At 60.3% G+C, this 18,407-nt stretch carries 19 protein-coding genes and 1 pseudogene; 15 read left to right on the forward strand and 5 right to left on the reverse strand.

What is annotated here, in order from left to right:
* Window positions 1-15: 15 nt before the first annotated feature.
* Window positions 16-357: an aspartate-semialdehyde dehydrogenase gene (locus ACVVH8_RS06750; RefSeq protein ID WP_103307214.1), complete on the forward strand. Its 342-nt coding sequence runs from the start codon at window positions 16-18 to the stop codon at window positions 355-357.
* On the opposite strand, the gene ACVVH8_RS06755 is transcribed toward ACVVH8_RS06750, so the two are convergent.
* The 3 genes from ACVVH8_RS06755 to ACVVH8_RS06765 form a co-directional block, all read right to left on the reverse strand.
* Window positions 327-1,538 carry an aminotransferase class V-fold PLP-dependent enzyme gene (locus ACVVH8_RS06755; protein ID WP_475229156.1) on the reverse strand — a complete coding sequence of 404 codons (1,212 nt, stop codon included), beginning with the start codon at window positions 1,536-1,538 and terminating at the stop codon, window positions 327-329. The two genes, ACVVH8_RS06750 and ACVVH8_RS06755, sit on opposite strands and share 31 nt — an antisense overlap.
* Window positions 1,535-2,005 (reverse strand): RidA family protein, encoded by a 471-nt coding sequence (locus ACVVH8_RS06760; protein WP_213027779.1) that lies wholly within the window; start codon window positions 2,003-2,005, stop codon window positions 1,535-1,537. The genes ACVVH8_RS06755 and ACVVH8_RS06760 overlap by 4 nt, the downstream gene beginning before the upstream one ends.
* 88 nt (window positions 2,006-2,093) lie before the next feature.
* Entirely contained in the window at window positions 2,094-2,960 is an 867-nt protein-coding gene (locus ACVVH8_RS06765) for a LysR substrate-binding domain-containing protein (protein ID WP_103307219.1), read from the reverse strand.
* A gap of 183 nt (window positions 2,961-3,143) precedes the next feature.
* Here ACVVH8_RS06765 and ACVVH8_RS06770 point away from each other — a divergent pair, with 183 nt between their 5' ends.
* The 3 genes from ACVVH8_RS06770 (at window position 3,144) to ACVVH8_RS06780 (ending at window position 4,470) form a co-directional block, all read left to right on the forward strand.
* Window positions 3,144-3,305: a hypothetical protein gene (locus ACVVH8_RS06770; RefSeq protein WP_475229158.1), complete on the forward strand. Its 162-nt coding sequence runs from the start codon at window positions 3,144-3,146 to the stop codon at window positions 3,303-3,305.
* 145 nt (window positions 3,306-3,450) lie between these two features.
* Complete coding sequence (gene ccoM, locus ACVVH8_RS06775; protein ID WP_007959205.1) at window positions 3,451-3,567, forward strand: cytochrome c oxidase subunit CcoM; 117 nt, start codon at window positions 3,451-3,453, stop codon at window positions 3,565-3,567.
* 630 nt (window positions 3,568-4,197) lie between these two features.
* The gene (locus tag ACVVH8_RS06780; protein WP_475226325.1) at window positions 4,198-4,470 is read left to right on the forward strand and encodes a hypothetical protein; all 273 of its coding nucleotides are present in this window, start codon (window positions 4,198-4,200) and stop codon (window positions 4,468-4,470) included.
* 203 nt (window positions 4,471-4,673) lie between these two features.
* On the opposite strand, the gene ACVVH8_RS06785 is transcribed toward ACVVH8_RS06780, so the two are convergent.
* The gene (locus tag ACVVH8_RS06785; protein WP_103307050.1) at window positions 4,674-6,149 is read right to left on the reverse strand and encodes an inorganic phosphate transporter; all 1,476 of its coding nucleotides are present in this window, start codon (window positions 6,147-6,149) and stop codon (window positions 4,674-4,676) included.
* 373 nt (window positions 6,150-6,522) lie between these two features.
* Entirely contained in the window at window positions 6,523-6,723 is a 201-nt protein-coding gene (locus ACVVH8_RS06790) for a hypothetical protein (RefSeq protein WP_103307048.1), read from the reverse strand.
* A gap of 653 nt (window positions 6,724-7,376) precedes the next feature.
* Between ACVVH8_RS06790 and pcaR the strand changes: the two genes are divergently transcribed.
* The 11 genes and pseudogenes from pcaR to pcaC all read left to right on the forward strand — a co-directional run bounded on the left by pcaR (window position 7,377) and on the right by pcaC (window position 18,397).
* Window positions 7,377-8,219, forward strand: coding sequence for a pca regulon transcriptional regulator PcaR (gene pcaR / locus ACVVH8_RS06795; RefSeq protein WP_123465317.1), 843 nt, complete (start codon window positions 7,377-7,379; stop codon window positions 8,217-8,219).
* A 295-nt stretch (window positions 8,220-8,514) separates the two neighbouring features.
* Complete coding sequence (gene pcaK, locus ACVVH8_RS06800) at window positions 8,515-9,861, forward strand: 4-hydroxybenzoate transporter PcaK (RefSeq protein WP_103307045.1); 1,347 nt, start codon at window positions 8,515-8,517, stop codon at window positions 9,859-9,861.
* 274 nt (window positions 9,862-10,135) lie between these two features.
* Window positions 10,136-10,993 (forward strand): CoA transferase subunit A, encoded by an 858-nt coding sequence (locus ACVVH8_RS06805; protein ID WP_315449174.1) that lies wholly within the window; start codon window positions 10,136-10,138, stop codon window positions 10,991-10,993.
* Window positions 10,990-11,772, forward strand: a complete 783-nt coding sequence (locus ACVVH8_RS06810; RefSeq protein ID WP_475231142.1) for a CoA-transferase subunit beta — start codon at window positions 10,990-10,992, stop codon at window positions 11,770-11,772. Before ACVVH8_RS06805 ends, ACVVH8_RS06810 begins: the two co-directional genes overlap by 4 nt.
* Window positions 11,769-12,974 (forward strand): 3-oxoadipyl-CoA thiolase, encoded by a 1,206-nt coding sequence (pcaF, locus tag ACVVH8_RS06815; protein WP_401297985.1) that lies wholly within the window; start codon window positions 11,769-11,771, stop codon window positions 12,972-12,974. Before ACVVH8_RS06810 ends, pcaF begins: the two co-directional genes overlap by 4 nt.
* A 36-nt stretch (window positions 12,975-13,010) precedes the next feature.
* Window positions 13,011-13,715 (forward strand): protocatechuate 3,4-dioxygenase subunit beta, encoded by a 705-nt coding sequence (gene pcaH / locus ACVVH8_RS06820; protein WP_103307041.1) that lies wholly within the window; start codon window positions 13,011-13,013, stop codon window positions 13,713-13,715.
* Window position 13,716: 1 nt separating this feature from the next.
* Window positions 13,717-14,283, forward strand: a complete 567-nt coding sequence (pcaG, locus tag ACVVH8_RS06825; RefSeq protein ID WP_475229161.1) for a protocatechuate 3,4-dioxygenase subunit alpha — start codon at window positions 13,717-13,719, stop codon at window positions 14,281-14,283.
* 187 nt (window positions 14,284-14,470) lie between these two features.
* On the forward strand, window positions 14,471-15,766 hold the full coding sequence (locus tag ACVVH8_RS06830) for an MFS family transporter (protein ID WP_213027784.1): 1,296 nt from the start codon (window positions 14,471-14,473) through the stop codon (window positions 15,764-15,766).
* Window positions 15,767-15,812: 46 nt separating this feature from the next.
* Window positions 15,813-17,176: pseudogene (locus tag ACVVH8_RS06835) on the forward strand (3-carboxy-cis,cis-muconate cycloisomerase).
* 11 nt (window positions 17,177-17,187) lie between these two features.
* Complete coding sequence (pcaD, locus tag ACVVH8_RS06840) at window positions 17,188-17,994, forward strand: 3-oxoadipate enol-lactonase (protein ID WP_475229163.1); 807 nt, start codon at window positions 17,188-17,190, stop codon at window positions 17,992-17,994.
* 10 nt (window positions 17,995-18,004) lie between these two features.
* Window positions 18,005-18,397, forward strand: coding sequence for a 4-carboxymuconolactone decarboxylase (pcaC, locus tag ACVVH8_RS06845; RefSeq protein ID WP_475229166.1), 393 nt, complete (start codon window positions 18,005-18,007; stop codon window positions 18,395-18,397).
* Window positions 18,398-18,407 lie beyond the last annotated feature (10 nt).

Consider the following 18,407-nt stretch of genomic DNA (forward strand, 5'->3'; position numbering starts at 1 on the left):
ACAGGAGACCCTTATATGTTGCCACCGATGCTCCCCTTGAGCGCTGTGCCGATCACTTCCCAGCAGGATCCGATCCGCCAGCGGCCGGACATTCCTCCGGTGGTGCCGGTGCAGGAAAGCTCCAACGAAAGCACGATCGATCTGCAAAAGCGCGATCCTGAAGAGGACAGACTGATGGCGCGCGAAGAACAGCGCCGTCAGCAGGAACGTGATCGTCGCCGGCGCGAAGCCGATGAAGACCCCGAAGAGCACCTCGCCGTGCCGGGTCATGAACTGAATGCCGACAACACCGTGCCGGTGGTGCCGCTGATGGAAGATCAGCCGCGTCAGGGCCTGTGGGTCGACATCGAAATCTGAGGCTGAGCGGCCAGTTCAGCCAGGTTTGCCAGCAACACTTCGATTTCCTCTTCTGTATTCAGATAACTCACCGCCACCCGCGCGATGCTGTCCAGCCCGCGCGCCTGCATGTCCAGCGGCGTGTAGGCGACGCCATTGGCGCCGATGTTGATGCGGCGTGCGGCCAGTGCCTGCTTGAGCGCAACACAGTCCCAACCCTGGAGCGTGAAAGCGATCAGCCCGGATTGCTGCTGCGCCGCGCCGAGATTGCGCAGGGTCAGGCCGGGAATCGTCTGCATGCGCTCACGCAGGAGGCGGCTGGATTGTTCGATGCGCCGTCGAATCGAAATCGCACCGATTCGATTGTGTTCCTCCAGTGCATTGGCCAATCCGGCCAGCAGGGCCAACGACACTTCACTGGTCTCGAAACGCCGGGCGTCATTGCGCAAGGTGAAGCGCTGGCCGTCCCACGGCGCCGACAGCACATCGCGTTGTACCGGCAACAAACGTTGCAGAAACTGCGCGCGCACATACAGCAGCGCAGTGCCGCGTGGACCGCGCAGAAACTTGCGCCCGGCGCCCTTGAGCACATCGCATTGCAGGGCCTGAACATCACAGGGCAACTGCCCCAATGCCTGGCCGGCGTCGATGAAATAGGGGATGCCGTGGCGCTGGGCGACCGTACCGATTTGTGCCGCCGGGTTGATCAGGCCGCCGTTGGCGGGCAGCCAGGTCAGGGCGATCAGGCGCACATGGCGATCGATCATTTGCGCCAGTGCCTGTGGATCGACGGCTCCCTTGGCGTCGCAGGGAATCACCTCCAGTCGCGCGCCGGCCTTCACCGCTTCAGCCATGCAGGCCAGATTGCCGGCCCATTCATGGCGCCCCACCAGAATCCGCTCGCCCGGTTGCCACGGTTCCAGCGCGTTGAACGCCTGACTCCACGCCGCCGAGCCGCTGCTGGCAAACGCAATGTCTTCGGGTTGGGCATTGAGCAGGACAGCGGCGGCGGTTCTTGCCCTTTCCAGTACCTGACCGTCGGCCACTTCCATGGGCCCGCCGAGCGCTTCTCGTTGCAACTGTGCGATCACGGCGTCTAGGGTCGCTTGGCTCGGCAGTGAGGCACCGGCGTGGTTGAAATGGATGACGTTATTGCAACCTGGGGTTCTTGATCGCAGAAACGCGATGTCCTCAGCATTCACGGCTGGAGCTCGAAAATCGCATCGATTTCCACCGCCACGCCACTGGGCAGGCTGGCAACACCGACCGCGGTGCGCACATGGCGACCCTTTTCGCCAAGGGCATTGACCAGCAGATTCGATGCGCCATTGGCGACCGCGCCCTGACGCTGGAAGTCAGGCGTAGCAGCAACAAACACACCGAGACGAATGATGCGCACCAGTTTGCCCAGATCGTCCCCCAAGGCAGCGCCGAGCTGTGCGAGCAGGCCCAAAGCAGCGAGTTCGGCGGCGTTGACCCCTTCCTCTTCGGAGATTGCTTCGCCGAGTCGGCCGATGAAGGCGGGTTTGCCGTCCAGCAGCGGAATCTGCCCAGAGATAAATAGCTGGTTTTGGCTGACGACGTGATTGACGTAATTGGCGATGGGCTGGCTCGGTGCGGGCAATTGCAGGCCGAGTTGCTGGACGCGTTGGTTGAGAGAGTCGGTCATGGCAAGTCCTCCGGAGTGAGGGCTTCAGCATGTTGCCCCGTGGCAGGGCGGACAAACGGATAGATTTAATCCGACGTATCCAAATAACTCATGCGTCGGCAATCGCTTCCAGCCACTGGCAGAAACTCTGTACAGCCAGGCTTGGCGGACGTTCGGGAGTGACCAGCCAGTATCCGATTTCACTGTGCATCGGCGGCGTGTCGAAGGCAGGCACCAGTGCACCTTCCTTGAGTCGACGCTCGATCAGGCGCTGGCGCCCCATGGCAATGCCTTGGCCGGCGACGGCGGCTTCGACCACGATGTTGTAGTCGTGCAGCATGACGCTGGGCACATGAGCCAGATCGATGCCGCTGTGTTGCTGCCAGTCGATCCATTCAAACGGCTGGTGCGACTTGGCCATCAGCAGCGGTCCATTGTTGACACCTTTCGCCTTGGCGGCGGGGCTGCACACCGGGGTCAGGGTTTCGCTCATGAAGCGCCGGGCGCGGACTTTCGGCCAGCCGCCCTTGCCATAGCGGATAGCCAGATCGACTTCACCACCGCCGACATCGGCCAATTGCACGGCGGGCAGCAGTTCGACATGGATGTGCGGATGTTTTGCGTTGAAATCCGCCAGTCGCGGGGCCAGCCATAACGTGGCGAAGGAGGCGAGCAGGCCGATGCGCAAGGTGGCCGGTTGTTCGCCGCGCAATTGTCGGGTGGCTTGGGCGATGGCGGCGAGGGCGGGTTCGATCTGTCGGTAATACGCCGCGCCGGCGGGCGTCAGGTCGATGGCCCGTGTGCGCCGGACAAACAGCCGCAGGTTGAGGCATTCTTCAAGCTTTTGCACTTGGTGGCTGATCGCACTTTGCGTGACTGACAACTCATCGGCAGCCTTGATGAAACTCAAGTGGCGCGCCACGGCCTCAAAGGCGCGCAGGGCCATCAGTGGTGGCAGATCCTGGTGCAAGGGCACGGCAAACATCCTTTGGGGCTTGGTTCCAGGCGCCGATTGTGCGTGGAAATCCGGCAGCGGGTACATCAATTGTTGAAGGTGCGTTATGCCGATGGCTGTTCAGCGCTCGCGTCAGGCTGCATTATTGGCGCAGTCCTGCCTTTGACGCGGCAGTTGTGATTATTTCAAGCGATGCCTGTTGCCATGAGCCAAGACGACACACTGATTGACCTCAATGCCGAACGTGCCAAGCGCGTACACGACATCAAAGAGAAGCGCCTGAATGAAGTGCGCAATGCCTTCGAGCAGGCGATGCCGCTGGGAAAAACCAAGAAAAAGTCGAAAAACAAACCGAAAAAGCGTTGATCTCCTCCTGCATCCGTTGATGCAGGTCAGTTATTTTCCCGCCTTTATCTCTCTTCGTTGCTGGTATTGATCCCGGTCAATTTGTGCGCCTGTGTGTTTGGTAACTTAGTTCCATCGCAGCAGAGCAGGGGCCAGGAGGCCAGTCATGTTTTTCGATAACGTGGTGTTTGCCGGGGTGCTGACTGTTGGCCTCATGGTTCTGTTTTTTGCAGGGTTTGGATTTTTTATCTGGAAGGATGCGAACAAGCGCAAGAAGCCTTGATTTCCTTTCAGGTTTGATGAGCACGCAAGGCATTTTGGGCGACTTCGGTTGCCCTTTTTTTTTTGCCTTGGCGGCCTGTGGGCCGACCATGCTTGGGGTGTTTTTTGTGAATATCCGTTGCTGCGGGTGTTGCTGATTAGGGTTCCGCCCTTACGGCGGGTCACTTTTTCCAGACGCCGAAAAAGTAACCAAAAAGGCTTTACCCTGACGTACGGCCCTCGCTGTGGCTCGGGTTCCTTCGCTGCGGGATCGATCCGGGGGGCATCGCCTCCGGTTTGCTTCGCTGCACCTCCTCTCGATGTGTTTGGCTTCGCCAAACGGTCGCTGCGCTCCCACCCCCGGATCAATCCCTCCGCTCAGCCTGCCGACGGGCGCTTGAGATCAAGAGCGGTACTCGAGCTAACGCTCATTGTGTTGAGTGGGGCGGCATGCGCCGCGTGCGGGGGTGTACTCATTTTTTTGTGGGAGCTGGCTTGCCAGTGATGGCGGCCTGACAGCCGACCTGTTTCTGTCGGTTGTACTCCACCCCTGTGGGAGCTGGCTTGCCAGCGATGGCGACCTGACAGTCGACCAAGCTCTGGCGGTTGTACTTATGCCTTGTAGGCACTGCCGAAGGCTGCAATCTTTTGATTGGCTTTGGCTTTGGCTTTGGCTTTGGCTTTGGCTTTGGCTTTGGCTTTGGCTTTGGCTTTGGCTTTGGCTTTGGCTTTGGCTTTGGCTTTTGATCTTGATCTTGATCTTGATCTTGATCTTGATCTTGATCTTGATCTTCAGGCCCATCGGCAGGCCGAGCGGAGGTGTTCATCCGGGGTAGGCGCGCAGCGCCGTGCGGCGAAGCCGCATTCATCGAGAGGAGGTGCAGCGAAGCAAACCGGAGGCGATGCCCCCGGATGGACACCGTAGCGAGGGAACACTGAGCCTAGGCGAAGTGCCNTTTTTGGTTACTTTTTCGGCGTCTGGAAAAAGTGACCCGCCGTAAGGGCGGAACCCTAAGCAGCCGTTACCGCAGCAACGGATATGCCCCCAACCCCTCAACCCCCACCCCCCCAAACACAAAAAAAGGCGCGATTCCTTCGAATCGCGCCTTTCTCATGTGCCGCTATCTATCAGCTACCCAAAGCCTTAGACGCCAGCCAGAACAACCCGGCCGACAGCGCAACAGTCGCCGGCAGGGTCAACACCCACGCCAACAGAATGGTGCGAACCGTACCACCCTGCAGGCCGCTCTTGTTGGCGACCATGGTCCCGGCCACGCCCGAAGACAGAACGTGAGTGGTCGACACCGGCAGGCTGAAGATGTTGGCCATACCGATCAAACTGGCAGTGGTGATCTGCGCCGACATGCCCTGAGAATAGGTCATGCCTTGCTTGCCGATCTTCTCACCGATGGTCAGTACCACGCGTTTCCAGCCAACCATGGTGCCCAGGCCCAGGGCCAGTGCGACCGCCAGAATCACCCAGAACGGGGCGTATTCGGTGGTGGTGGTCAGATCTTTGCGCAGTTTGTCCAGGTCAGCCTTTTCACGGGCTTCCAGGCCTGGCAGCTTGCCGACTTTCTTCGCCGTGTCATCCAGGCACAGTAGGTAGCGACGAACTTCTACGCGGCTTTCCGACGACAGCGAATGGTAGTCCGCTACACCTTTGAGGGTGTGGAGCAGGGCGCTGATGGTCGGTTCGGTCTGCTGCGGGTTGCAGCGGAATTTCTCCGGCAGGTCGCCTTCTACACTTTTACCCAGGGCCAGGAACTCGCCGAGGGAATCAGAGTTGCGCTGGTAGAACTGGCTCAGGTGCAGGGTCGCATCGCGGGTGCGTTCGATCTGGTAAGTCGTGCTGTTCAGGTCAAGTACGAACTGCGCAGGAACGATACCGATCAACACCAGCATGATCAGGCCGATGCCTTTCTGGCCATCGTTGGAGCCGTGCACGAAGCTCACGGCCATGGCCGAGATCACCAGGACCAGACGGTTCCAGAACGGCGGGTGCTTCTTGTCGTCGATCTTGCGGCGCTGTTCCGGTGTCTTGTGCATCTTCGACAGCGGGCGCCACCATTTCAGGCCGATCAGCACCAGTGCCGCGATCAGGAAGCCAGCCATCGGCGAGAACACCAGCGAAGCGCCGATGTCGATCGCTTTCTGCCAGTTCACGCCGTCGGCCAACGGGATATCGTTGATCAGGGCATTGGCCAGGCCGACACCGAGGATCGAACCGATCAAGGTGTGGGAACTCGACGCCGGGATACCGAAGTACCAGGTGCCCAGGTTCCAGGTGATCGCCGCCGCGAGCAACGAGAACACCATCGCCAGGCCATGGCCGGTGTTCACATTGATCAGCAGTTCAACCGGCAGCAAGTGGACAATGGCATACGCCACGCCAACCCCGCCCAGCAGCACGCCGAGGAAATTGAACACACCGGAAAAGAACACCGCCAGGTGAGGCGGCATGGCTTTGGTGTAGATAACAGTGGCTACCGCGTTAGCGGTGTCATGAAATCCATTGATGAACTCGAAGGCGAGGACAAACGTCAGGGCGAGCAAGAGGCTCACAAGCACCCAAGCATCCAGTCCGCTGAATAAATCGATCATGAAGGTTTTCTGACCCGGTCGTAAGGGGGCGCGATTATGCCAGAAAAGTCTCGAAATCGATGCCCTACCTGCTCATCGGTAACATTCTTCTTCGATTTAATTTGTTGCAGCGCATTAAAACCAAGCGTCGCGCAGGGTTTTTCAAGTCATTGAATTACTTGGAAAAAGTCCTTCTAGCCCGTGAGTTTCGCAGGCACGTAAAGGGTTCAAACGCTTGTCTGAAATATCTGTGAAACCTGTCTGAATCGTCCCTGCAGCCTGCCGGCTGGGGAGATAGCCGCTGCCCGCGGGTAGCGGGCGCGCAAGGCTTCGTCGTTACACCGCGCTTGTAGCCGGTGCTGGCGCAAACCTTCAAAGAAGCAAAAACCGTGACTTATGGCTCTTCGGTTTTGAGTTCTTCTTCCATCTTTTTCAGTTCTTGCTGGAAAACCTGATCCTGAACAGTTGGTCGTTTCCGCCATGCCTTGCGTTCCGGTTCGGGTTGAGCGGCGTAGGTGGTGACTTCCCCGCCGTAAACATCCTTGTAACGTTGTTCCTGGCGCTCAAGTTCCGCGCGCAGTTCGTCTTTCGTCACAGTGCTACCTGTTTGAGTTGAGTTAAATGTCTGGCGAATCGCACGGCAACAAATCGATTGAGCGAACCCGCCGAGGCTCAATGCCAGAATGGACATTGGTGGTGTCGGCAGAACGTTCAAGACTTCCATGTTGCAGGCGGCTACGTCACCAGATTAAAACTGACGCAGCATCAGTTTCCAGTAATCAGCAAGCGTGCTGGCGGTGCATGAGTATGAGCGTCAGGCGCTGGCCGGGCTGACCGCGATGGACATCGCGGCAGCGGGTGGCGTCGTTATCAAGGAAAAAACGACAGACCACTGACTTGCATTATAGCGGTCGATTTGGAATTGACTATCTCTGCCAAGTTAAAAACGGTTCCGGATGTGTGATTGTTTTGTGACTCACAACTTTTAACAGAAGTTGTCGGTGGGGTGTTGCCTTGTTTGTCAGGTGATCAGTTTCTGGCGCCATTTAGTCGAACAACTATGCGCAGAGCCAATGATGCACCGAAGTTCAATCCTCACTAATAAGGCGCCCGAGCGGCCAGCCGGGAGCCATTGCGATAATCGGTCGGCGGTTCGATAATCGCCCAATCTTGGCGTCTCCACTCTTGTGCATCTTCCCGGGAGTCGCTTGTATAGCCATTGATCCGTGCCGGAACCAAGGACAAGAAATGAACGATCAAATGCGCAACTCCTTCACCTCAGTGGCGCCGCCGATTGTTGCCTCGCCGGCCAAACGGATCCAGGCGCTGACCGGTGATCCGGACTTCATGACCTCGCTAGCCCGTGGTCTGGCGGTGGTGCAGGCCTTTCAGGAGCGCAAGCGTCATCTGACCATCGCCCAGATCAGCCACCGCACGGAAATTCCCCGGGCCGCCGTGCGCCGTTGCCTGCACACGTTGATCAAGCTCGGCTACGCCACGACTGACGGGCGCACCTACTCGTTGCTGCCGAAAGTGCTGACCCTCGGCCACGCCTATTTATCCTCGACACCGTTGGCCGTCTCCGCGCAGCCGTACCTCGACCGCATGAGCGAGCAACTGCACGAAGCCTGCAACATGGCCACGCTGGAAGGTGACGACATTCTGTATATCGCCCGCTCGGCGACCACCCAGCGACTGATTTCCGTGGATCTTTCGGTGGGCGGGCGCTTGCCGGCCTATTGCACGTCGATGGGGCGGATTCTGCTGGCAGCTTTGGACGACACGTCGCTGGGTGAATACCTCGACCACGCTGAACTGGTTGCCAAGACCAGCCGCACCCTGCACACGCCCGAGGCGCTACTCGAATGCCTGCAAGAAGTGCGGCAACAAGGCTGGTGCATCGTCGATCAGGAACTGGAGCAAGGCCTGCGCTCGATTGCCGTGCCGGTCTACGATGCTTCCGGGCAAGTGGTTGCAGCACTGAACGTCAGTACTCACGCCGGTCGCGTCAGTCGTACCGAGCTGGAACAACGCTTCCTGCCGGGCCTGCTCAGCGCCAGCCGCGACCTTAGTGCGCAATTGTTCGCCTGATGAAGCTGTTCGATAAACGCACAGTGTTGCGTTTATCGAATTGACGCTAAAACCCTCGGATCATTAATGTCGCGGCAGCGTCATCCGGCGCTGATCTGTATGAGCCCGCCGGATTGTCGACTCCCATAATAATGACAAGAGGCAACTCACCATGCGCATGCTCCCCGACTGTCTCCGCCCCATCCCCTGTTGCCGGGTTCAGCGCAACGCCTGATCCAGACCTTCTATTCTTGTGACCGTGCCGCTCTTTGGCCGGCCGCCGTTCGACTGCGTTTTTTTGCGTGGAATAAAAATAATGAACCAGCCTCAGTCCGCTGTGGGTAACTGCCTCGACGTGCAGACCTTCATCAATGCCCAACCAATCTCGCGCTATCAGTGGCGGGTGGTGATCCTGTGTTTCCTGATTGTTTTCCTTGATGGCCTCGACACCGCCGCGATGGGTTTCATTGCCCCGGCGCTGTCGCAGGACTGGGGCATCGACCGCGCCAGCCTCGGCCCGGTGATGAGTGCCGCGCTGATCGGCATGGTCTTCGGCGCGCTCGGTTCCGGGCCCTTGGCTGACCGTTTCGGGCGCAAAGTCGTATTGGTGGGGGCGGTGGTGCTGTTCGGTGCTTTCAGTCTGGCCTCGGCGTACAGCACCAATGTCGAGCAATTGCTGGTGCTGCGTTTCCTCACCGGCCTCGGTCTGGGCGCGGGGATGCCGAACGCGACGACACTGCTGTCGGAATACACCCCGGAGCGCAAGAAGTCGCTGCTGGTGACCAGCATGTTCTGTGGATTCAACCTCGGCATGGCCGGTGGTGGTTTTATTTCGGCAAAGCTGATTCCGGCGTTCGGCTGGCACAGTTTGTTGCTGATTGGTGGAATCCTGCCGCTGATCCTCGCCGTGGTGCTGCTGTTCTGGCTGCCGGAATCGGCGCGTTACCTGGTCGTGCGCAACCGCGGTACCGACAAAGTGCGCAAGACCCTCGCGCCGATTGACCCGGTCACCGTCGCTCAGGCTTCCAGCTTCAGCGTGCCGGAACAGAAAACCGTCAAGGCGCGCAATGTGTTTGCGGTGATCTTCTCGGGCACCTACAGCACCGGCACCTTGTTGCTGTGGCTGACCTATTTCATGGGCCTGGTGATTGTGTATCTGCTGACCAGTTGGCTGCCGACACTGATGCGTGACAGCGGCGCAAGCATGGAGCAGGCCGCGTTCATTGGCGCGTTGTTCCAGTTTGGCGGGGTATTGAGCGCGGTCGCTGTGGGATGGGCGATGGACCGTTTCAATCCGCACAAGGTGATTGGCATTTTCTACCTGCTGGCCGGAGTGTTTGCCTACGCGGTGGGGCAGAGTCTGGGCAATATCACGCTGCTGGCGACCCTGGTGTTGGTGGCGGGGATGTGTGTGAACGGTGCGCAATCGGCAATGCCGTCGCTGGCAGCACGGTTTTATCCGACTCAGGGGCGAGCGACCGGGGTGTCGTGGATGCTCGGGATTGGTCGGTTCGGCGCGATTCTCGGGGCGTGGATGGGCGCGACGTTGTTGGGCCTGGGCTGGAATTTCGAGCAGGTGTTGACGGCGTTGGTGATTCCGGCGGCGTTGGCCACTACGGCGGTGGTGATCAAGGGCATGGTCAGTCATGCGGATGCCACCTGATTTTCAGCACATGATCGTTCCTACGCTCTGCGTGGGAACGCCTCAATAGACGCTCTGCGTCTGCTCTTGGACGCGGAGCGTCCTGGGCTGCGTTCCCAAGCGGAGCGTGGGAACGATCATTGTTAGGTTGATAACAATCTGTTCGATAAACGAACACTCAGTCGATTATCGGATTGTTTGGCGAATTTCCCAGGCTTAATCTGCAGTGACTCCGGCGCTGAACCTCGCGCCTTTTTATCACTGGCGATTCATTACAAAAACGGGAGCCCGCTCCATGGCTGAGATCCTTTCGCTGCACGACGCGGTGAAGCAATTCGTCAACGACGGCGACACCGTCGCGCTCGAAGGCTTCACTCACCTGATCCCTACGGCGGCAGGTCATGAAATCATTCGTCAGGGCAAGAAAGATCTGACCCTGGTGCGGATGACGCCAGACCTGATCTACGACCAACTGATCGGAGCCGGTTGTGCTCGCAAGCTGATCTTCTCCTGGGGTGGCAATCCGGGTGTAGGTTCGTTGCACCGTCTGCGTGACGCGGTCGAGAAGCAATGGCCGCACCCGCTGGAGATCGAAGAACATTCCCACGCCGATCTGGCCAATGCCTACGTAGCTGGCGCTTCCGGCCTGCCGTTCGCGGTGCTGCGTGCCTACGCCGGCTCCGACCTGCCAAAGGTCAACCCGCTGATCAAAACCGTCACCTGTCCATTTACCGGTGAAGTGCTGGCGGCCGTGCCGTCGGTGCGTCCGGACGTGACCGTGATCCACGCGCAGAAAGCCGACCGCCAAGGCAACGTGCTGTTGTGGGGCATTCTCGGCGTGCAGAAAGAAGCGGCGCTGGCCGCCAAGCGCTGCATCGTCACCGTTGAGGAAATCGTCGACAACCTCAACGCGCCGATGAACGCCTGCGTACTGCCGACCTGGGCCTTGAGCGCGGTCTGCCATGTACCCGGCGGTGCGCATCCGTCCTACGCCCACGGTTACACCGAACGCGACAACCGTTTCTATCAGGCGTGGGACCCGATCGCCCGCGACCGTGAGACGTTTACCGCGTGGATCAACGAATACATCCATGGCTGCGCTGACTTCAGCGAGTTCCAGGCCAAGTTGGCCGCTGCTTCGGAGGCCAAATAATGACTTACTCCACCAATGAAATGATGACCGTCGCCGCAGCCCGTCGCCTGAAGAACGGTTCGGTGTGCTTCGTCGGCATCGGCCTGCCGTCGAAAGCTGCGAACCTGGCACGCCTGACGTCGTCGCCGGACGTAGTGCTGATCTACGAATCGGGCCCGATCGGCGCCAAACCGAGCGTACTGCCGCTGTCCATCGGTGACGGCGAACTGGCGGAGACCGCCGACACTGTCGTCCCGACCGGTGAGATTTTTCGCTATTGGTTGCAGGGCGGACGCATCGACGTCGGTTTTCTCGGCGCCGCGCAGGTCGACCGTTTCGGCAACATCAACACCACCGTGGTCGGCGATTACCATGCGCCGAAAGTGCGTCTGCCGGGTGCCGGTGGCGCGCCGGAGATTGCCGGTTCGGCGAAAAGCGTGTTGATCATCCTTAAACAGTCGGCGCGTTCGTTTGTCGACAAGCTCGACTTCATCACCTCGGTCGGTCATGGCGAGGGCGGCGATTCGCGTAAACGTCTGGGCCTGCCGGGCGCCGGGCCGGTCGGGATCATCACCGACCTGTGCATCATGGAGCCGGAAGAAGGCACCTACGAATTTGTGGTCACCGCACTGCACCCAGGCGTGACCCGCGAGCAAGTGGTCGCCGCCACCGGTTGGGCGATCCGTTTTGCCGATGACGTAGCCACCACCGCCGAACCGACGGAAGTCGAGTTGACCGCACTGCGCGATCTCGAAGCGCGCACGGCCGCCGCCCACGGTCAGGCACCGGGAGAAGCATGATGCGTGACGTTTATATCTGCGACGCGATTCGTACCCCCATCGGCCGTTTCGGCGGTGGACTGTCTGCCGTTCGTGCCGACGATCTCGCGGCTGTGCCGATCAAGGCGCTGATGGAGCGCAATCCATCGGTGGACTGGAATGCAATCGACGAGGTGTTTCTCGGCTGCGCCAACCAGGCCGGCGAAGACAACCGCAACGTCGCACGCATGGCGCTGCTGTTGGCGGGTCTGCCGGACAGCGTGCCGGGCGTGACCCTCAATCGCCTCTGCGCTTCGGGCATGGACGCGATCGGCACCGCATTCCGCGCGATTGCCAGTGGCGAGATGGAGCTGGCGATTGCCGGCGGCGTCGAGTCGATGTCCCGCGCACCGTTCGTGATGGGCAAGGCTGACGCGGCGTTTTCGCGCAACATGAAACTGGAAGACACCACCATCGGCTGGCGTTTCATCAACCCGTTGATGAAGGCGCAATACGGCGTCGACGCGATGCCGCAGACCGCCGACAACGTCGCCGACGACTATCAAGTGTCCCGCGAGGATCAGGACGCTTTCGCCTTGCGCAGTCAGCAACGCACCGCTGCCGCGCAGGCCGCTGGCTACTTCGCCGAAGAAATCGTCGAAGTGCGCATCGCCCACAAAAAAGGCGAAACCGTGGTCAGCCAGGACGAACATCCACGTGCCGACACCACACTCGAAGCGCTGAGCAAACTGAAACCGGTCAACGGCCCGGACAAAACCGTCACCGCCGGCAATGCTTCCGGGGTTAATGACGGCGCCGCCGCGCTGATTCTCGCGTCCGCCGAAGCGGTGAAAAAACACGGTCTGACCGCTCGTGCCAAGGTACTCGGCATGGCCAGCGCTGGTGTCGCGCCACGGGTGATGGGCATCGGCCCGGTGCCGGCGGTGCGCAAACTTACCGAGCGTCTCGGTGTGGCGGTCAGCGATTTTGATGTGATCGAACTCAACGAAGCCTTCGCCAGCCAAGGCTTGGCAGTGCTGCGTGAACTGGGGCTGGCGGATGACGCGGCGCAGGTCAACCCGAATGGCGGCGCGATTGCTCTCGGTCACCCGTTGGGCATGAGCGGCGCGCGTCTGGTGCTGACCGCGCTGCATCAGCTGGAAAAGACCGGCGGCAAGAAAGGTCTGGCGACCATGTGCGTCGGAGTTGGCCAAGGTCTGGCCTTGGCCATCGAACGCGTCTGACGCAAGCCGTGACGAAAAAGAACAGAGGAAAGCGACATGTCTGACAAGCCTGGTTACCGTCGTCCGCAGGAAGGCACTCAGCCTGAGTACCTGCACCCGACGTATCAATCCACCAATCTGCGCTCGCCATCGAAGCCGTTGGTGTTTCTGCCGCATTCGTTGTCGGAGATCACCGGCCCGACCATCGGTGCCGAACGCGTCGCCGAGAAAGATAATGACCTGACCGCCCAGCACGACGGCGAACCGTTGGGCGAGCGGATCATCATTCACGGCCGTGTGCTCGACGAAAACGGTCTGCCGGTGCCGGGGATTCTGGTGGAGATCTGGCAGGCCAACGCCGCCGGCCGCTACAACCACCAGCGCGACCTGCACGACGCGCCGCTGGACCCGAACTTCACCGGCACCGGCCGCACCGTGACCGACGCCGATGGCTGGTATCAGTTCCAGACCATCAAGCCCGGCGCCTATCCGTGGGGCAACCACCACAACGCGTGGCGCCCGGCGCACATTCATTTTTCGTTGTTCGGGCCGAGCATCCTTACTCGCTTGGTGACGCAGATGTACTTCCCCGGCGATCCGCTACTGGCCTACGACCCGATCTACAACTGCGTGCCGGACACTTCGGCCAAGGAACGCCTGATCGCCAGTTTCGATCTGGAAAAAACCATTCCGTCCTACGCCCTCGGTTACCGCTGGGACATCGTCTTGCGTGGCCGCGACGCCACGCCGATGGAGAAATAAGATGACCCTGACTGCCACCACGTCCCACACCGTCGGGCCGTACTACCACATCGGTCTGACCTGGCTGAACCGCGAAAACCTCGCGGTCGAACAAACCCTCGGCGAGCGCGTGGCGATCACCGGCCAAGTCGTTGACGGCAACGGCGATGTGGTCAACGACGCCATGCTTGAAGTCTGGCAGGCCAACGCTGCCGGCAAGTACGCGCATCCGGAAGACGAGCAGGACAAACCGCTGGACCCGCATTTCGAAGGTTTCGGCCGGGTGCCGGTGGACGCTGAAGGGCGTTTCCGTTTCACCACGATCAAGCCGGGCACGGTCGAAGGCCTGAAGGGCTCGACCCAGGCGCCGCATCTGGTGGTATTGGTGTTTGCGCGGGGCTTGGTGAAGCATTTGCTGACGCGGATTTACTTTGAAGGGGAGCCGGCGAACGTGAATGATCCGTTGCTGGAGTGTGTGCCGGCCGAGCGCCGCGCGACCTTGCTGGCGAAGCCGGATGCGGCGGGGGTGTATCAGTGGAATGTGATTTTGCAGGGCACTGACGCAGAGACGGTGTTCTTCGATTATTGATCGCTGCCTACTGATCGTTCCCACGCTCTGCGTGGGAATGCCGCCATGGACGCTCTGCGTCCAGTGTGACGCGGAGCGTCACGGGATGCGTTACCACGCAGAGCGTGGGAACGATCAATACAGGATGTGGAACGGGACTGTTGCAAAGTATGTCTAGACTCTCACTGTCCCTATCGAGTGATAAACAATGACAACCATCACCTCCCATTACACCGGCGAAGAGCGCAGCAAGCGCATCTTCGCCATTGTCGGCGCTTCGTCCGGCAACCTCGTCGAATGGTTCGACTTCTACGTCTACGCCTTTTGCGCGATCTATTTCGCCCCGGCGTTTTTCCCTTCCGATAACCCGACGGTGCAACTGGTCAACACCGCAGGCGTGTTCGCCGCCGGCTTCCTGATGCGCCCGATTGGTGGCTGGATTTTCGGGCGTCTGGCAGACAAGAAGGGCCGCAAGACCTCGATGATGATTTCGGTGCTGATGATGTGCTTCGGTTCGTTGCTCATCGCCTGCTTGCCGACCTACAACACCATCGGTGTCTGGGCGCCGTTGTTGTTGCTGTTTGCACGTCTGCTGCAAGGCCTGTCGGTCGGCGGTGAATATGGCACCACCGCGACTTACATGAGTGAAGTCGCGCTCAAGGGCCAGCGCGGTTTTTTCGCCTCGTTCCAGTACGTGACGTTGATCGGCGGGCAACTGCTGGCGGTATTGCTGGTGGTGATCCTGCAACAGTTCCTCAGCGAAGACGAACTGCGTGCCTACGGCTGGCGGATTCCGTTTGTGGTCGGTGCGGTCGCGGCGGTGATCTCGCTGTTCCTGCGCCGTTCGTTGAAAGAAACCACCAGCAAGGAAATGCGCGAGAACAAGGACGCCGGCAGCATTCGTGCGTTGTTCCGTGACCACAAAGCCGCGTTCATCACCGTGCTCGGCTACACCGCTGGTGGCTCGCTGATTTTCTATACCTTCACCACCTACATGCAGAAATATCTGGTGAACACCGCCGGCATGCACGCCAAGACCGCCAGCTACATCATGACCGGCGCGCTCTTCCTTTATATGTGCATGCAACCGCTGTTCGGCATGCTCGCCGACAAGATCGGTCGACGTAACTCGATGCTCTGGTTCGGCGCGCTCGGTACGCTGTTTACCGTGCCAATCCTGTTGAGCCTGAAAAGCGTCAGCAGTCCGATCCTGGCCTTTGTGCTGATCACCGTGGCGCTGGCCATCGTCAGTTTCTACACCTCGATCAGCGGTCTGGTGAAAGCCGAAATGTTCCCGCCGGAAGTCCGCGCCCTCGGCGTCGGTCTGGCCTATGCCGTGGCCAACGCAATCTTTGGCGGTTCGGCAGAATATGTGGCCCTGAGCCTGAAAGCCGGGGGCATGGAAAACGCCTTCTACTGGTACGTCACGGTGATGATGGCCGTCGCGTTCCTGTTCAGTTTGCGCTTGCCGAAACAGGCGGCGTATTTGCACCACGATCTCTAAACCGATGCGCGCGGGCCGTCATGGCCCGCGCCGGCAAGGACTGTTTATGACTCAGCGACCGGGCAATCAATTGTTCGATGCCTACTTCACTGCCCGCGATATGCGCGACGTGTTCTGCGATCAGGGCCGCGTGCAAGCGATGCTCGACTTCGAAGCGGCGCTGGCTCGGGCCGAGGCGCGGGTCGGAATGATTCCGTCACACGCGGTGGCGCCCATCGAAAATGCCTGCCGCGCCGGTTTGTATGACTTCGCCGCGTTGGGCGAGGCGATTGCCACGGCGGGCAATTCGGCGATTCCGCTGGTCAAGGCCTTGGGCAAGCAGATCGCCGCCACGGATGCCGAAGCCGAGCGCTATGTGCATCTGGGCGCGACCAGTCAGGACGTAATGGATACCGGGCTGGTCCTGCAATTGCGTCAGGCGCTGCAACTGATCGAAAACGATCTGGCACAACTGGCCGATGCTCTTGCGACTCAGGCCCAACGCCACGCCGCGACCCCGTTGGCCGGCCGTACCTGGCTGCAACACGCAACCCCGGTGACTCTCGGCATGAAAATCGCCGGTTGGCTTGGCGCAGTGACTCGCAGCCGTCAGCGTCTGCGCGAACCAAGCCGCGCCTGCTGGTGCTGCAATTCGGCGGCGCGTCCGGAACCCTCGCGGCGCTTGGCAAGCAGGCGTTACCGATTGCCGAAGCTTTGGCGCAAGAACTGCAACTGACCTTGCCGGAACAACCGTGGCACACCCAGCGTGATCGCATCGTTGAGTTCGGCGCGGTGCTCGGTTTGATCGCCGGCAGCCTCGGCAAACTCGGCCGCGACATCAGCCTGTTGATGCAGACCGAAGCGGCGGAAGTCTTTGAACCGTCGGCTCCGGGCAAGGGCGGTTCTTCGACCATGCCGCATAAACGCAACCCGGTCGGAGCGGCGGTGCTGATCGGCGCGGCAACGCGAGTGCCGGGGCTGGTGTCGACGCTGTTCAGCGCGATGCCGCAGGAGCACGAACGCAGCCTCGGTCTGTGGCATGCCGAATGGGAAACCCTGCCGGAGATTTGCTGCCTCGTCTCGGGGGCGCTGCAACAGGCGCGCCTGCTGGCTGATGGCCTGGAAGTCGATGCCGCACGCATGGCACGCAATCTCGAACTTACCCAAGGGCTGGTGCTGGCCGAAGCGGTGAGCATCGTCCTCGCGCAACGGGTCGGCCGCGATACCGCGCATCACCTGCTTGAACAATGCTGCAAGCGCGCGGTGGCCGAGCAACGCCACTTGCGCGCAGTTCTCGGTGATGAGCCAGCGGTCACCGCCGAACTGAGCGGCGCCGAACTGGATCATCTGTTGAATCCCGCCCATTACCTCGGTCAGGCGCAAGTCTGGGTCGAGCGTGCGGTGGTCGAACATCACGCATTGTCTGTCTGAAGGAGAGGGCTGTGGCTTTCGTTCAACTCGCCGATGGCGAACTGCACTATCAAATTCAAGGGCCTCAGATTGAAGGCCCGGTCGATGCGCCGGTGCTGGTGCTGTCCAACTCGCTGGGCACCGACCTGCACATGTGGGACGCGCAGATGCCGGCGTTCACCGAAAATTTTCGTGTGCTGCGTTTCGACACCCGTGGGCACGGTCAATCGTTGGTGACACCGGGGCCGTACAGCATCGAGCAACTGGGCCATGACGTGCTCGGGCTGCTGGATGCGCTGCACATCGAGCGCGCGCATTTCTGCGGATTGTCGATGGGTGGATTGATCGGCCAGTGGCTGGGGATCAATGCCGGGCATCGCCTGCACAAACTGATCGTCTGCAACACGGCGGCAAAAATCGGCGATCCGTCAGTGTGGAATCCACGCATCGAAACCGTGCTGCGCGACGGTCCGGCGGCAATGGTTGCCCTGCGTGATGCCTCGATTGCCCGTTGGTTTACCCCGGACTTCTCGGCGGCTCATCCGGCGGCGGCCAAGCAGATCACCGACATGCTCGCGGCGACCTCGCCTGAAGGTTACGCGGCCAATTGCGCGGCGGTACGCGATGCCGATTTCCGTGATCAACTGGCTTCGATCAACGTGCCGTTGCTGGTGATTGCCGGCAGCGAAGACGCGGTCACGCCGCCGTCCGGCGGGCATTTCATTCAGGAGCATGTACGCGGCGCCGAGTATGCCGAGTTCTATGCGGCGCATCTTTCCAACGTGCAGGCCGGCGCTGAATTCAGCGACCGTGTGCTGGCGTTTTTGCAGGCCAGGTGAGGAAGTTTTTGTGGACGAGAAACAACGTTACGACGACGGCATGCAGGTGCGCCGCGCAGTGTTGGGCGATGCCCACGTCGATCGCAGCCTGACGACGCTGACCGAGTTCAATGGCGAATTTCAGGAGATGATCACCCGTCATGCCTGGGGCGATATCTGGACCCGCCCGGGTTTGCCTCGGCACACCCGTAGCCTGATTACCATTGCCATGCTGATTGGCATGAACCGCGAGGGCGAACTGAAACTGCACCTGCGCGCAGCCGCCAATAACGGCGTGAGCCGTGGCGAGATCAAGGAAGTGATCATGCAGAGTGCGATTTATTGCGGGATTCCGGCGGCGAATGCGACGTTTCATCTGGCGGAGTCGGTGTGGGATGAGCTGGGTGTCGAATCCCGGGAATAGTTGTTGTCCA

Source organism: Pseudomonas trutticola BRTCR10 (assembly GCF_056155105.1).

Excerpts from the sequence above, each read along its gene's own strand:
- ACVVH8_RS06760 (WP_213027779.1), bottom strand. The coding sequence starts at position 2,005 with ATGACCGACTCTCTCAACCAACGCGTCCAGCAACTCGGCCTGCAATTG.
- ACVVH8_RS06770 (WP_475229158.1), top strand. The coding sequence starts at position 3,144 with ATGAGCCAAGACGACACACTGATTGACCTCAATGCCGAACGTGCCAAG.
- pcaG (WP_475229161.1), top strand. The coding sequence starts at position 13,717 with ATGACCCTGACTGCCACCACGTCCCACACCGTCGGGCCGTACTACCAC.
- pcaH (WP_103307041.1), top strand. The coding sequence starts at position 13,011 with ATGTCTGACAAGCCTGGTTACCGTCGTCCGCAGGAAGGCACTCAGCCT.
- pcaR (WP_123465317.1), top strand. The coding sequence starts at position 7,377 with ATGAACGATCAAATGCGCAACTCCTTCACCTCAGTGGCGCCGCCGATT.
- pcaF (WP_401297985.1), top strand. The coding sequence starts at position 11,769 with ATGATGCGTGACGTTTATATCTGCGACGCGATTCGTACCCCCATCGGC.
- ACVVH8_RS06785 (WP_103307050.1), bottom strand. The coding sequence starts at position 6,149 with ATGATCGATTTATTCAGCGGACTGGATGCTTGGGTGCTTGTGAGCCTC.
- ACVVH8_RS06750 (WP_103307214.1), top strand. The coding sequence starts at position 16 with ATGTTGCCACCGATGCTCCCCTTGAGCGCTGTGCCGATCACTTCCCAG.
- ACVVH8_RS06805 (WP_315449174.1), top strand. The coding sequence starts at position 10,136 with ATGGCTGAGATCCTTTCGCTGCACGACGCGGTGAAGCAATTCGTCAAC.
- ACVVH8_RS06830 (WP_213027784.1), top strand. The coding sequence starts at position 14,471 with ATGACAACCATCACCTCCCATTACACCGGCGAAGAGCGCAGCAAGCGC.
- ccoM (WP_007959205.1), top strand. The coding sequence starts at position 3,451 with ATGTTTTTCGATAACGTGGTGTTTGCCGGGGTGCTGACTGTTGGCCTC.
- pcaK (WP_103307045.1), top strand. The coding sequence starts at position 8,515 with ATGAACCAGCCTCAGTCCGCTGTGGGTAACTGCCTCGACGTGCAGACC.